11 protein-coding genes are annotated in these 13,481 nt (G+C 65.0%); 7 read left to right on the top strand and 4 right to left on the bottom strand.

The features are described from left to right. Nucleotides 1-8: 8 nt before the first annotated feature. Nucleotides 9-1,493, bottom strand: coding sequence for a phenylacetaldehyde dehydrogenase StyD (gene styD / locus CH294_RS11515; RefSeq protein WP_094738012.1), 1,485 nt, complete (start codon nt 1,491-1,493; stop codon nt 9-11). Between the two features lie 293 nt (nt 1,494-1,786). Here styD and CH294_RS11510 point away from each other — a divergent pair, with 293 nt between their 5' ends. Genes CH294_RS11510 through CH294_RS11500 form a run of 3 tightly spaced genes read left to right on the top strand, consistent with a single transcriptional unit; the run spans nt 1,787 to nt 4,810 of the window. Continuing rightward, on the top strand, nt 1,787-2,845 hold the full coding sequence (locus CH294_RS11510; protein WP_094703667.1) for a carbon-nitrogen hydrolase family protein: 1,059 nt from the start codon (nt 1,787-1,789) through the stop codon (nt 2,843-2,845). Beyond that, on the top strand, nt 2,838-3,839 hold the full coding sequence (locus tag CH294_RS11505; protein ID WP_032404438.1) for a phenylacetaldoxime dehydratase family protein: 1,002 nt from the start codon (nt 2,838-2,840) through the stop codon (nt 3,837-3,839). The genes CH294_RS11510 and CH294_RS11505 overlap by 8 nt, the downstream gene beginning before the upstream one ends. Before the next feature lie 20 nt (nt 3,840-3,859). Beyond that, nucleotides 3,860-4,810, top strand: a complete 951-nt coding sequence (locus tag CH294_RS11500) for a helix-turn-helix domain-containing protein (protein WP_094703665.1) — start codon at nt 3,860-3,862, stop codon at nt 4,808-4,810. 10 nt (nt 4,811-4,820) lie between these two features. On the opposite strand, the gene CH294_RS11495 is transcribed toward CH294_RS11500, so the two are convergent. Next, complete coding sequence (locus CH294_RS11495; RefSeq protein WP_094738377.1) at nt 4,821-5,798, bottom strand: alpha/beta hydrolase family protein; 978 nt, start codon at nt 5,796-5,798, stop codon at nt 4,821-4,823. A gap of 244 nt (nt 5,799-6,042) precedes the next feature. On the opposite strand from CH294_RS11495, the gene CH294_RS11490 reads away from it, so the two are divergent. Both CH294_RS11490 and CH294_RS11485 read left to right on the top strand, forming a co-directional pair. Next, nucleotides 6,043-6,495, top strand: a complete 453-nt coding sequence (locus tag CH294_RS11490; protein WP_094738011.1) for a MarR family transcriptional regulator — start codon at nt 6,043-6,045, stop codon at nt 6,493-6,495. Beyond that, complete coding sequence (locus CH294_RS11485) at nt 6,492-6,872, top strand: DUF5313 family protein (protein ID WP_037154862.1); 381 nt, start codon at nt 6,492-6,494, stop codon at nt 6,870-6,872. Before CH294_RS11490 ends, CH294_RS11485 begins: the two co-directional genes overlap by 4 nt. Here the strand turns inward: CH294_RS11485 and CH294_RS11480 are convergent. Next, nucleotides 6,866-9,247 carry an ATP-binding protein gene (locus tag CH294_RS11480; protein WP_094738010.1) on the bottom strand — a complete coding sequence of 794 codons (2,382 nt, stop codon included), beginning with the start codon at nt 9,245-9,247 and terminating at the stop codon, nt 6,866-6,868. The genes CH294_RS11485 and CH294_RS11480 overlap by 7 nt on opposite strands. A 123-nt stretch (nt 9,248-9,370) precedes the next feature. On the opposite strand from CH294_RS11480, the gene glgX reads away from it, so the two are divergent. Continuing rightward, a complete protein-coding gene (glgX, locus tag CH294_RS11475; RefSeq protein ID WP_094738009.1) occupies nt 9,371-11,413 on the top strand; it encodes a glycogen debranching protein GlgX in 2,043 nt (680 codons plus the stop codon). On the opposite strand, the gene CH294_RS11470 is transcribed toward glgX, so the two are convergent. Then, complete coding sequence (locus CH294_RS11470; RefSeq protein ID WP_094738008.1) at nt 11,344-12,810, bottom strand: FAD-dependent oxidoreductase; 1,467 nt, start codon at nt 12,808-12,810, stop codon at nt 11,344-11,346. The two genes, glgX and CH294_RS11470, sit on opposite strands and share 70 nt — an antisense overlap. Before the next feature lie 106 nt (nt 12,811-12,916). On the opposite strand from CH294_RS11470, the gene CH294_RS11465 reads away from it, so the two are divergent. Then, nucleotides 12,917-13,480, top strand: coding sequence for a TetR family transcriptional regulator (locus tag CH294_RS11465; protein ID WP_032379868.1), 564 nt, complete (start codon nt 12,917-12,919; stop codon nt 13,478-13,480). Nucleotide 13,481 lies beyond the last annotated feature (1 nt).

Raw genomic sequence — 13,481 nt, 5'->3', positions numbered from 1 at the left:
CGGGGGCTCTACAGAACGATCGTCACGACCTTCTCCTCGGTATTGGCCTCGATGCCCGCCCACCCGAGCTCACGGCCCGTGCCACTGGATTTCATGCCGCCCCACGGGAGTGCGGGATCGATTGCCGCCCAACCGTTCACCCATACCGCGCCGGAGCGGACCTGCGCGGCCAGGGTGTGCGCCCTCGACACGTCTCGGGTCCAGATCGAGGCGGCCAGTCCGTACACGGTGTCGTTGGCGATGCGGATCGCTTCGTCCGCGGTGTCGAACGGAATCACCGTACCGACGGGCCCGAAGATCTCCTCCTGGGCGATCTTCATGCCGTTGTCGGCGTCGGCGAAGATGGTCGGCTCGACGAAATACCCGGCCCCGTCGGGACGGCCACCTCCGGCCGCCACTCGGGCACCGCCGTCGCGTCCGGCCTGGATGTACCCCAGAACCGTGTCTCGCTGCGTGGCGTTGACCAGCGCACCCATCGTCGTCGACGGATCGAACGGATCGCCCAGAACCTGAGCCGATGCCGCGGCGGCCAGGCCGTCGACCACCTGCGAGTACAGCGAGCGATGCACCAGAACTCGGGTTCCGGCCGCACACACCTGGCCCTGGTTGAAGAACAGTCCCATCGCGGTTCCGTTGATCGCCGCCTCGAGATCCGCGTCCTCGAGGATGATCTGCGGCGACTTACCGCCGAGCTCGAGTGTGGTCCGCTTGAACGTGTCGGCGGCTTTCTTGGCGATGAGCTTGCCGACCCGCGGGCTGCCGGTGAAGCTGATCTTGTCGACGTCCGGATGGCCGACCAGCGCGTCGCCCGCCACTTCACCCAGTCCCGGAACAACATTGACCACTCCGGCAGGTACGCCCGCCTCGTCGATCAGACGAGCCAGATGCAGGATGGACAACGGTGCATCCTCCGGCGGCTTGATCACCACGGTGTTTCCCGCCGCCAGCGCAGGCGCGAGCTTCCACCCGGCGATCATCAACGGGGTGTTCCACGGGACGATCATGCCGATCACGCCGACGGGCTCGCGAACGGTGTAGGAGTGCGTCGGCTGCCCGAAGTAGCCTGCAGTGGGGATGGAACTTCCGGTGATCTTGTCGGCCCAGCCGGCAAAATGCCGGAAAGTGGCTGCAGCATTGGGAATGTCGAGCATGGCCGGCTGACCCACCGGCTTTCCGACATCGAGAGCCTCGAGCCGCGCCAGCAGATCCCCGTCCCGCTCGATGAGGTCGGCGATCCGGTTGAGCAGCTTCCCCCGAGTCGCACCGGGGGTTGCTCCCCACTCGCCACCCAGTTGTGCGCGGGCCGCACGCACCGCGGCATCGACGTCCGACGCGGTGGCCGCAGCAACCTCGGCCAGAGGCTGTTCCGTGGTGGGGTTGATATCGGTGAAGGTGCCTCCGTCGGATGCACCGCGCCACTGCCCTGCGATGTAGAGCTCGGTGGCGGTGCCGGTCGGCAACGACGGTGCGGCCGATTCCTGTACTGCGGTCATATGTCAAAGCTCCTTCTCGGGTGCCGATCGCGGCACCTGTGGCGTGTCCGTTCCCAGATTGCGCCCGCGGCGGCAGGAAGGTCTTGTGTGATCGCGCACACATTGTGCGGTAGATGCGCACCGCCGATCGACCTCCGCGCGTGACGATCGCGTGTCGAGACACCGGGACCCGGTTACCACTGTGTTTCGCCGCCCGGGCATGCGACGGAGAGTCAATTTTTCCGACACGACGAGGCCATCGAACGGTCTTTCAGCAGGCAAAACTGGGGCACTCCCCAACGAAAGGCCCTTCCATGAACCACCATCAGTTCCGCGCCGCAGCAGTCCAAGCCGCGCCGATCTTTCTCGATCTCGACGCCTCGATCGACAAGGCGATCGGCCTGATCGAGGACGCAGCTCGCGCCGGAGCCGAGCTCGTCGCGTTTCCCGAGACCTACCTGCCCGGCTACCCCTGGTACATCTGGCTCGACGCACCGGCATGGGGATTCCAGTTCACGCAGCGCTATTTCGACAACTCACTCGAGTACGGGACACCGCAGGCAGCTCGAATTGCGCAGGCCGCCAAGGACAACCACATCATGGTCGTGATGGGTCTGAGCGAGCGGTACAAAGCCAGCCTTTACATCGCCCAGTGGATCATCGACGCGGAAGGCAAGACCGTCGCGATGCGCCGCAAGCTCAAGCCGACTCACGTCGAGCGCACCGTCTACGGCGAGGGCGACGGATCCGATCTGTCGGTGTACGAGACCGACCTCGGACGCGTCGGCGCACTGTGCTGCTGGGAGCACTTGCAGCCGCTGTCGAAGTACGCGATGTACGCCCAGAACGAGCAGGTTCACATCGGAGCGTGGCCCAGCTTCTCGCTGTACACCGGGGCGGCCTATGCCCTCGGGCCCGAGGTCAACACGGCCGCCAGCCGCATCTACGCCGTCGAAGGCGGCTGTTTCGTCATCAGCCCGTGCGCGACGGTCTCGCCCGAGATGATCGACATCATGTGCACCGACGACGCCAAGCGCGCGATGCTCACCGCAGGCGGCGGTCATGCCCGCATCTTCGCTCCCGACGGCCAATTGATGCACGAGCCGCTTGCACACGATGAGGAGGGCATCGTCTACGCCGACATCGACACCAGCCTCATTTCGATCGCCAAGGCCGCCGCCGACCCGGCCGGCCACTATTCGCGTCCGGACGTGACGAGACTGTGGCTCGACAAGACTCCCGGCGACCGCGTCGTGTCGGGTGCGCAGCCTGCCGCGAACGCCCGGTACGACTTCACCGAGGACGTCGCCGCCGAGGTACGTCTCGAGATCGCCGAGCACCTCGCTCTCGACGAGGACGCTGCCCGTGTCTGAGCTCGAATCTGCGATCCCCGACCATCTCGTCGTTCCACGGTCGTGTCCGCGCAGAACACCCGAGAGCTATCAGCCGCCCTTCCCGTCGTACGTCGCCCGCTTTCCGGTGTCCACCGAGCGAGTCGTGATGGGCTACTTCGGAATACAGGGCATGCCCGACGCCTCCCCGTGGGGTGACGAAGGCCCATCCCGGACGGACCGGGCGCGCTACACCGACGAGGAGAGTATCGACACGACGGTGTTCATCGGCTACTGGGACGACGTGGCAACGTTCGACCGGTGGTTCGACACCGTCGGCCACCACTGGACGAGCGTCCGAGGTCGCTTCGTCGAAATCATCAGACCGACCGTCGACCGGTACGAGACACTGTTCTCCTCCACCGGACGGATGGAAGGTGTTGCCACACTGACCGATTCACTCAGTGGGACCATCGAGGAGCATGCCTACTGGGGCGGGGTTCGCGATCGAATCCCGTTGTCGCAGAATGACTCACTCGCTCCCATCGGGGAGCCTCGGGTCGTACGCGACGGCGACAGAGTCAGGATCGTGCCGCAGGAGAACCTCTGCCTCATCCGATCCGGGCAGGATTGGGCCGATACCGCCGGGTCCGAGCGGGAGATGTACCTGCGAGACGTCGAACCGGTGCTGCGTGCCGGCATGGACTTTCTCCGCGACGACGGACTGGCCATCGGCTGTTTCGCCAACCGGTACATGACCGTCGTGACCGACGACGGCACCGATACCGACAAGTCGTTCGGCATGAGTTGGTGGCGCAGCCTGAGCGACCTGGAAGCATGGGCCGAGTCGCATCCGACGCACGTGGCGATCTTCGGTGCTGCGCTGAAGTATCTGTCGACGATGGGGCCCGCGGCGTCGCTGAGGCTCTATCACGAGGTCACCGTGGCAGCGGCGGACGAGCAGTACTTCGAGTACTTCGGCTGCCACGACCGCACGGGTCTACTGCGTACCGCTGCGGAGCGTTCTACTCTGTGAGGAGACGGGAGGTACCTGACATGGCCGATCCGCTGCGCACCGACTCCGTCGACCGAGCCGACAGCGTCGATTTCTGGACCGCTGCGGTGAGTAGGACGTACGTCGATCTCGAGTGCACGATTCCCGAGGACGCGTCTGCGATCACCGGGCATATCGAGTCCACCGGACTTGCGACTCTCGGATTGTCGCGAGTGTCTGCGACGGCTCAGAGCGTGCTGCGGACGCCTGCAGGTATCTCCCGAACCAGTGACGACTACTTCCTGGTCAGTGTCCAGACGTCGGGCACCGGTTTCGTCGTCCAGGACGAGCGAACGGCAGTCCTGCAACCGGGAGACTTCGCGCTCTACGATACCACCCGGCCATACAGTCTTCGCTTCGACGACCCGTTCGCCCAGTACGTCCTGATGCTCCCCGGAGCAACGCTGAGGACGCTCGTCCGGGATACGGGTTCACTGACCGCGCGGGCTGTGTCCGGACGACACGGCGCGGGAAAACTGCTCGTCAGCATGATCTCGTCGATCATGGACGACGCCGACATGAGTGCCGCGTCGGCCGAGGCAGTGTCGCAGAGCGTCGAGTACATTCTGGTCGCAGGCCTGGTCGGCCTCACCGGGGTCGAGAAACCGGCACCGTATGCGGCGTCCGAGAGACTCGGTGAGATCAAACGCGCGATGACCGCACGGCTGCGAGATCCTGATCTGACCGTGACGGAAGTGGCTGCATCCCTGCACTTGTCGCTGAGCACGGTGCACCGCGCCTTTGCCGGTGAGCCGTGTACCGCCAGCGAGTGGATCTGGATGCAGCGACTCGACGGCGTCAAACGTGCTCTGTGCGAACCGCAGAATGCCCGCACGACCATCGGAGCCCTGGCTGCATCATGGGGGTTCACCGACCCGGCCCACTTCAGCCGCGCCTTCCGGGCGCGCTTCGGCTGCACCCCCAAGGACTTTCGCGACAGCAACCGCGATTGAACCGGCGAACTCAGATCCCGAGCGAGCCTGCCAGCGTCGGCCAACTCTTGGGCAGCTGGTCCACCCAGTACGGCCACGAGTGGGTTCCGGTCTCGGTGAAGTCGAATGTCGCCGGGATGTTCAACTGGCCGAGTCGGTCCGCAAGTCGGTGGGTGCAGTAGTTCGCGCCCACCTCGATGAGACCGCCGACCACCACGACATCCAATGCTGCTGCGCTGTCGAAACTTTCGTGCGGGCCCGGCGCTCCGGTTCCCACCGACACGTATACGTCGGTGCCGCGCAGACTCTCTGCATTGACGACCGAATCGTGCTCCGCCCAGGCAGGATCGAGGGGCCCGCCCCACATGTTGTCGGCATTTCCACCGAAGGCTCCGACGATCGCCCGAATACTCGCCTGGCCCAGCGGCTCCGAGGACGCGAAGCACCCGCTGTACGACGCCACCCCGGAGTAGACATCCGGGTTACGTGCGGCCAGCATCATGGCCGATTGAGCACCCATCGACAGCCCCGCGATCGCGTTGCGTCCGTTGCCATCCACTGCTGCGTCGATCAACGGCGGAAGTTCCTTCGTCAGGAACGTCTCCCATTGGTACCGGCCGAGCTTCGGATCGTCGCGCTGCCAGTCCGTGTAGAAGCTGCCGGGGCCTGCCAGCGGCAGGACCACGTTGACATTCTTGTCTGCGAAGAATTCGGCGGCTCCACCTTTGCGCAGCCACATACTGTTGTGCGGATCCTCTTCACCGATGCCGCTGAGCATGTACAGCGTCGGGCGCGATCCGGTCTTCACGGCCGGAGTCAACACCTGCACCTCGACGATTCCGCCCATGGCAGGCGAGTCCACGCTCAGCGTGCGCAGGGTGTCGGACGCAATCGCGGTGTCGACGATGCGCGCAGCAGAGCCGACCGGGTCGGCGGAAGCAACGACGACCGAGGACAACGACAGCGCCGCGGCGACGACGAACGTGGTGAAGATGCGTCGACGACGCATGGCGATCCTCTCGGGATATGTCACAGGAAACAGCGAATCGACACGGAGCATCGCACAAGTTCGGACGGGATATGACGTCGAATGCGAAGTCCGTCGAATTGGACCGACCGGGACTCTGCCGTCGCATCACCGTGGGAGCTGTTTCCCTGTTTTGCAGCGCTTTTCGGGCGCAACTCTCGATTCGACCGCGATTGTTATTGCACGAACCATTCGTGCACTAACTGAATCTGCTAGCCTGGTTGTCGTGAACACCACCGACGATCCACTCGCACTCGATCGGCAAGTCTGTTTTGCGCTCGCCGTCGCCAACCGTGCTGTGCTGTCGGTGTATCGGCCACTGCTCGAGCCGATGGGGCTGACGCATCCCCAATATCTGGTGATGCTGGCACTGTGGGGCGAGTCGCCGATGTCGGTCAAAGCCATCGGATCGGCGTTGCAGCTCGACTCGCCCACGCTTTCACCGCTCCTCAAGCGTCTGGAATCGATGGGGCTGCTGTCCCGCAAGCGCAGCCCCGAGGACGAACGCGTCCTGCTGATCGCGCTCACCCCGGCTGGGACCGCACTGAGAACGAGAGCAGAGAAGATCCCGCCCGCCGTCGTGCAGAAGCTCGGCGCGTCACTGGCCGAACTGGACGATCTTCGACGCGTCCTCACCCGTGTCAACGACGCGGCCATCGCAGCAGGAGCACTGTCATGAACACGAACCGGAACCGACCGTCCTTCGGCCAATGGCTGGGCTACGCCGTCCTCGGCCGCAAACTACCCGACTCCCTGCAGGATTGGGTTCGACGCGACCTCGTCGGGCCGGGTGCGACGCCGCGTCACATCCTGCGGTCGATGATTCCGTTCCTGCCGATCTTCATCGGATTCTTCGTCTTCTTCCCCGGAGCGATCTGGCTACGCGCGTCGATGGTGTTGCTCAGTCTGCTGCTCGCGCTGTTCTACACCGCCGCCTACATGGACCAGAACCGCGCCCGTCGCCTCGAAATCCATGGGCTACCGGCAGATTTGAAGAGTGAGAAGAAAATGGCCGAAATGCAACGCGAGCGCGAGAACTACCGCCGCAATCACTGACCCTCGCGGCTGAGCCCAGCGGTGAAGTCGTCGGCGATCATGGTTGCCAGGTCACGGGTTTTGCGGTTGGTGTTCTGCGACAGTTCGGTCAGTTGCGCGAAGGCCGCGTCGGCGTCGATGCGGTACACCGACATCAGAATTCCGACGGCACGGCCGATGGCCGCGCGGGTGTCGAGGGCGCTGCGTAGTGTCGCGGCCTGGTTGTCGCTTTCTTCGAGCAATTGCTCGCGCATGCGGGACAGTTCGAGGTGCACCCGAACTCGGGCCACGAGCTCGCGGTCGTGGAACGGTTTGACGACGTAGTCGTCGGCACCGCGCCCGAGGCCGCCGAGCACGAAGTCGGTTCCCGCCCGTGCAGTCAGCAGGATCACCGGTACTCGCCGCAGGGCGTCGTCGCCGCGGATGTCGTCCACCAGATCCAGTCCGCTGCGTCCGGGCAGCATGACGTCGGTGAGCACCAGTCCCGGTGTCGTCGAACGCGCGCGATCGAGCGCGGTCTCGACATCACCTGCGGTGGTGATGGTCCATCCTTCGTCGGTGAGCAGCCGGACGAGATAATTGCGCATGTCGATGTTGTCTTCGACGAGCAGAACGTCTGCGCGGTCGGTGGTGACCGTTGCCGGTTCGTGCGGTGCGAAGATCGCGGACACCGAATCCACGGCCAGGATCGGTCTCTCGACGCCCGCGATCGACTCGACGGGCAATCGAGGTACCACCACGGTGAAGGTACTACCGACGCCCACCCGGCTGTCGACGTCGATCCGTCCGTCCAGGACCGTGACCAGATCCGACACGAGCGCGAGTCCGATCCCGGACCCCTCGATGCTGTGAGCACCGGACCGTTCGACACGGTGGAACCGATCGAATATTCGGGGCAGATCGTCTTCGGGAATGCCGAGGCCGGTGTCTGCGACCACCAAGCGAATCGCGTCCGGGTCGGCACCGAGGCGAACGGAGATGCGGCCGGACGGGGTGTACTTGACGGCGTTGGCGACCAGGTTGAAGACGACCTTCGCCCACATCTCTCCGTCGGTGAGAACGACCACGTCCTCGGCCGCGTCGACAACGAGCTCGAGGCCCTGCTTCGACACGACCGCCGCGAACATCGACGCACAGTCACGCGTCACCGCGGCCAGGTCGGTGGGCTCGAGACGGGCGCGCAGCCGGCCGGCGTCGGCGCTGACGACGTCCAGCAGATCGTCGACGAGACGGCGGAGCCGAGTCGACGCACGGTGGACGACGTCGAGGGAGTCGCGGTCGGAGTCGGTCAGGATCGACGTGGTGCTCTCGCGCACGGCGTCCAGCGGGCCGGCCAAGAGCGTGAGCGGAGTCCTGAACTCGTGTCCCACGTTCTCGAGCAGTCGAGTCTTGGCCTCGTCGGCCTCGGCCAGCGCCGCGACGCGACGCCGTTCCATTTCGAAAGCATGCGAGGCGGTCAATGCCGTGGACACTCGCTCGGCCACTGCGACGAAGAACGAAATGGCCGAATCGTCGCGGGCTCGAAATGCATCGACTCCGACCAGCAATGCACCGATGGGTCGAGCGTGTCCGGCCAACGTCAGCGGAACGATCACCGCATTCTCGACCGTTCCGTCCACGTCGACGGTCGCGCGAGTGATCCGTCCGTCCGAGACCTCGACGACGTCGGCGAGGTCCCAGGTAGCGGCCTCGCAGCCGAGTGCACCCGCGGTCGCGATGTGCTCGAGTTCTCCGTCGTCGGCAAGATCACGTCGTAGGTACGCCGCCACCAGAGGGAATTCGCGTGCTTCGTTACCCAGCGCATCCACTGCGGCGCGGCAGATGCCGACGGGCCCTCCGGTGGCGTCGCCGGTCAACGATCCGAGGGCGAGGAGCGCATGCATGCGCCGCTCGCCGAGCACCTGCATCGTCACCTCCGTCGTGGCAACGAACACACCCAGCACCGTGCCGCCCGGTCCGAAGATCGGGCTGTACGAGAAGGTCCAGTACGTCTCTTCGGGGTAGCCGTACCGCTCCATGACGAACAGCTGGCGAACACCGTGCACGGGCTCGCGGCCGTCCACCACCTGCGCACACAGTCCCCCGACGTAGTCCCACATCTCGGACCAGCTTTCGCTGGCCCGCTGACCTGCGGCCTGCGGAAACTTGTCGCCGAGAAAGTTCGTGTAGGAGTGGTTGAAGATCTGCACCAGGTGGGGACCCCACCAGATCAGCATCGGAATCGTCGACGGCAGGACGGTGCGCACGGCCGTCACCAACTCCTGCGGCCAACTCTCCACCGGCCCCAGATCGGTCGCCGTCCAATCCAGCTCACGAAAACGCGCGTCGGTGGCGTTGTCACCCGGGAACAGCTCCTCCAGCTGGGCCGGACTGCCATCGGGTTGTGGGGAATTCATCGCCTCGTCCTTCGTAACCTGCGTTCCGCTGGAACCCGGCGGGCGCGATCTCGGCGTCTATAGTAGCCGAACGACCGGTATGCAGGCGTTTCGCGCACCCGCCGCGGGGGTACTGGGCCGTGCATGCCCTCCTCATCAAGTCTCCCGTACCCCTTGGGCGTCTCGCGTCTGTCGAACGACGGTGCCAACCTTGCCGTCTACTCCGAAACCGCGGACTCGGTGTCCGTGGTCGTCCTGAACGACGACGGAACAGAGCGCAGTACAACGCCGTTGACGCTCCGCACCGGTCATGTCTTTCACGATCTGGTTCCCGATGTGACGCCGGGGGCCCGCTACGGACTGCGGGTCGACGGCCCGTGGGATCCCGCCTCGGGCCTGCGGCACAATGCGGCGAAGCTGCTGCTCGATCCGTATGCCACCGCTATCACCGGTCAGGTCGACTGGAACGAATCGGTGTTCAGCCACCTGCACGCCGAGCCGGAGACCCGCAACGACGAGGACTCGGCTCCGTACATGCCGTATTCCGTTGCGGTGCAGTCGAATTTCGATTGGTCCGGTGACGAGTCGCCGCGAACACCGTTGGATCGCACGGTGGTCTACGAGGTACACGTCAAGGGTTTCACCGCCACCAATCCTGATGTACCCGAGGATATTCGGGGGACGTACGCCGGTTTGGCCCACCCCGCCGCTATTGCGCATCTCAAGCGCATCGGGGTCACGGCAGTGGAGCTGCTGCCGATCCACCAGTTCGTCCAGGATTCGCATCTGCTCGAGGAGGGGCGACGCAATTACTGGGGATACAACTCCATCGGCTTCTTTGCACCGCACAACGAATACAGCAGCACCGGCGACACCGGCGGCCAGGTGGACGAGTTCAAGGCACTGGTCAAAGCCATGCACGACAACGACATCGAGGTCATTCTCGACGTCGTCTACAACCACACCGCCGAGGGCAACCATCTCGGACCGACCCTCTCGCTCAAGGGAATCGACAACGGCTCGCACTACCGATTGGTCGACGACGACCGGAGTGCGTACTACGACACCACCGGCACCGGCAACAGTCTCAACGTCGGCCACCCCGCTGCGCTGGCGCTGATCCTGGACTCGCTGCGGTACTGGGTGACGGAAATGCACGTCGACGGCTTCCGGTTCGACCTTGCGAGCACACTGACCCGTCAGGACTCGGACCTGGACGTGCACAGCGCTTTCCTGAGCCTCGTGCATCAGGACCCGACGCTCGCTCCGGTCAAACTCATCGCCGAGCCGTGGGACACCCAGGGCTACCAGGTGGGCGGCTTCCCGGCTCGCTGGTCGGAGTGGAACGGCAAGTTCCGCGACGACGTTCGAGACTTCTGGCGCGGTGAGAGCGGCGCGCTCCCGGCTCTGGCGCAACGCGTCACCGGCAGCCCCGACGTCTACGAGAGCACCCGGCGCCCCACGTTGGCGAGCGTCAACTTCATCACCGCACACGACGGCTTCACGTTGGCGGACCTGAACTCCTACGACGACAAGCACAACGAGGAGAACGGCGAGGACAGTCAGGACGGCGAGTCCGACAACCGCTCGTGGGGTTGCGGTGCCGAGGGACCCACCGACGACGAGGGTGTCAATGCACTGCGCGCTCGTCAGCAGCGCAACCACTTGGCGACGCTGCTGTTGTCGGCCGGAGTGCCGATGATCCTCGGTGGCGACGAGCTGGGCCGGACGCAGAACGGCAACAACAATGCCTACTGCCAGGACAACGAGGTCTCCTGGTTCGACTGGAGCGCAGCCGATCAGGAGCTCATCGACTTCACGACGCATCTGATCGCGCTACGTGACGAGCACCCGGCTCTGCGTCCCACGTGGTTCCGTCACGACAGCGATTCCGACGAGGAGGGGGCCGGACCCGACACCGTCGACTTCTACCGCGCGGACGGCGAGAAGCTCTCCGACGAGGACTGGACCGACGGCAACGCGCACAGCATTCTGGTTCTCATGCGCGGCGGCGAGGGAGATGCGTCGTTCGCCTGGATGGTGAATGCTTCTCCGTCACCCGTCGAATTCACTCTGCCCGACGGGAAGTGGGCTCAGTCGACCTCGAGCGACCCCGATCAGGCGTACGAGGCGGGCGGTCCGTCGATCCTGATTCGTGAGCACTCGTTCACGTTGCTGCAGGGCTGACCGGTCCATCGTTCGAGAATTTGTTGCCACTCCTCCGATTCGGAGCGTCCGGCCCACGCGATGTAGCCGTCGGGCCGGACGAGGACGGCTGGGCCCCCATCGGTGCGACGAGCGATACCTGCTGCGCTGCAGTCGCTCTCACCGATCAGCAGAAAGTCGTGCGCACGAAGCCGGTCGGTGACCGTGCCCTGGTTCAGCGGGATCCGTACGGCTCGGGTCCCCACCAGGGCATGTTCACCTCGGGTGCGCGCGTACGAAATCCCCACCCCCGAGAACATGCCTGCAATCTTGCCGACCGCACGTTGCCTACGAAGCACCCGTGCAGACACGATGTTGCGTAGCTTCTGCGCCACCACCGAGCGCAGCAGCAACATGCGGATCGTCGCGCCGCTACTGCGCAGCACCAGCTTTCCCACAGGATGCCGCTCGTCGTGATAGGTGTCGAGGATCTTCTGGTCGGCACCGCCGAGGACGGCAGCCAGCTTCCAGCCGAGGTTCATCGCGTCCTGGATTCCGGTGTTCATGCCCTGTCCCCCGGCAGGCGAATGTACGTGCGCAGCATCGCCGGCCAGGAATACCCGGCCCACTCGGTAGCTCCGGACTTGCCTCTCGTCGCAGGAGAAGCGCGAACTCCATCGCACGTCGGTCCAGCCGTAGTCGGTTCCGATCGCACGGCGCACCACGTCGCGAAGCCGCGTCTCGTCGACCGATGCAGCTACATCTGCCGTGTCGGTACGGTCGCAGGCGATCACTCGGAACCACCCGTCGCCGAAGGGCGCCACGAACGCAAAGCAGTCCTTGCCTGCGCCGATGTTGATCAGACCGTTGGGCGGATCGGTCAACCGGACATCCGCGAGCATGATCGACCGCAGCAATTCCTTGCCCGGGAAGTCGAGTCCTATCGACGCGCGGACGATACTGTGCACTCCGTCGGTGCCGGCCGCATACGACGCCGTCCATTCCTGCGAGCTGCCGTCGGCCGCCCTCCCACGCACCACGACTCCGTCGGCGTCCTGTTCGAGGCCGGTGACCGTCACCCCGCGCAGAATCCGCGCACCGGATACCCGCGCGTACTCCTCGAGTCGAGAGTCCACGTTGGTCTGTGGCGTGACCAGCAGATACGGAAACTGCGACGGTAGTACGCCGAGGTCGAGGGACAGCCCGTTCCAGAGTTTCAGTCCCGACGCGTGCGCTCCGGTGGAGAGCAGGTCCTCGGCCAGACCACGACTGTCGAGAACCTCCAGCGTGCGGGCGTGCACTCCGAAAGCTCGCGACAGCGGTGACGGTGCATCGTGTTTCTCGAGCACCGTCACAGAGCGGCCGGCACGCGCGAGCTCCCCCGCCAGCATGCAGCCCGCCGGACCTGCACCGACGACGATCACGTCCGAATGGTTCATGACGTACTCCCACTGTGGTCAGCGAATTCTCGGTCAACGCTTGTTGACTTCCGACGATAGCCCCGTCGAGCGCAGTGGTCAACGGTCGTTGACTTAGGCTGCGGAGATGACCGAACGACAACCTCGATCCGCGACCGCCACCCGGGCTCGCATTCTCGACGCAGCCCGCGCACAATTCGCGGCCGACGGCTACGACCGCACCACCATGCGGTCCGTCGCCGGCACTGCAGGCGTCGACGCGGCCATGGTCGTCCGGTATTTCGGAACCAAGGAAGCGCTGTTCGCCGAAGCCGCCACATTCGTACTCGACATTCCGGATCTGACCGACATCGCACCCGAGAGAATTGCAGAAGTGTTGATGCCCAGGTTCTTTCAGATCTGGGAGGAGGACGGCACATTCCTTGCCTTGATGCGCGCGGCCGCCACCAACGCCGCCGCCGCCGCGGCCATGCAACAGGTGTTCGCCACGCAGGTAGCGCCTGCCCTGGCCGCCGTCACGGTCGACCGGCACGCAGAACGCGCTGCGCTCGTCGGAACCCAGGTACTCGGCCTGGTATTCGCTCGCTACATCCTCCAGGTGTCGCCACTGGCAGGGATGAGCCACGAGCAGTTGGTCCGGTGGGTAGGGCCGACACTGCGGCGCTACCTCACCGAACCACTCGACCGATAAG

This window comes from Rhodococcus sp. 14-2483-1-1 (genome assembly GCF_002259335.1).
GTDB lineage: Bacteria > Actinomycetota > Actinomycetes > Mycobacteriales > Mycobacteriaceae > Rhodococcoides.
Note: the sequence above shows the minus strand (reverse complement) of the source record. Positions and strands in the feature narration are given on the sequence as shown.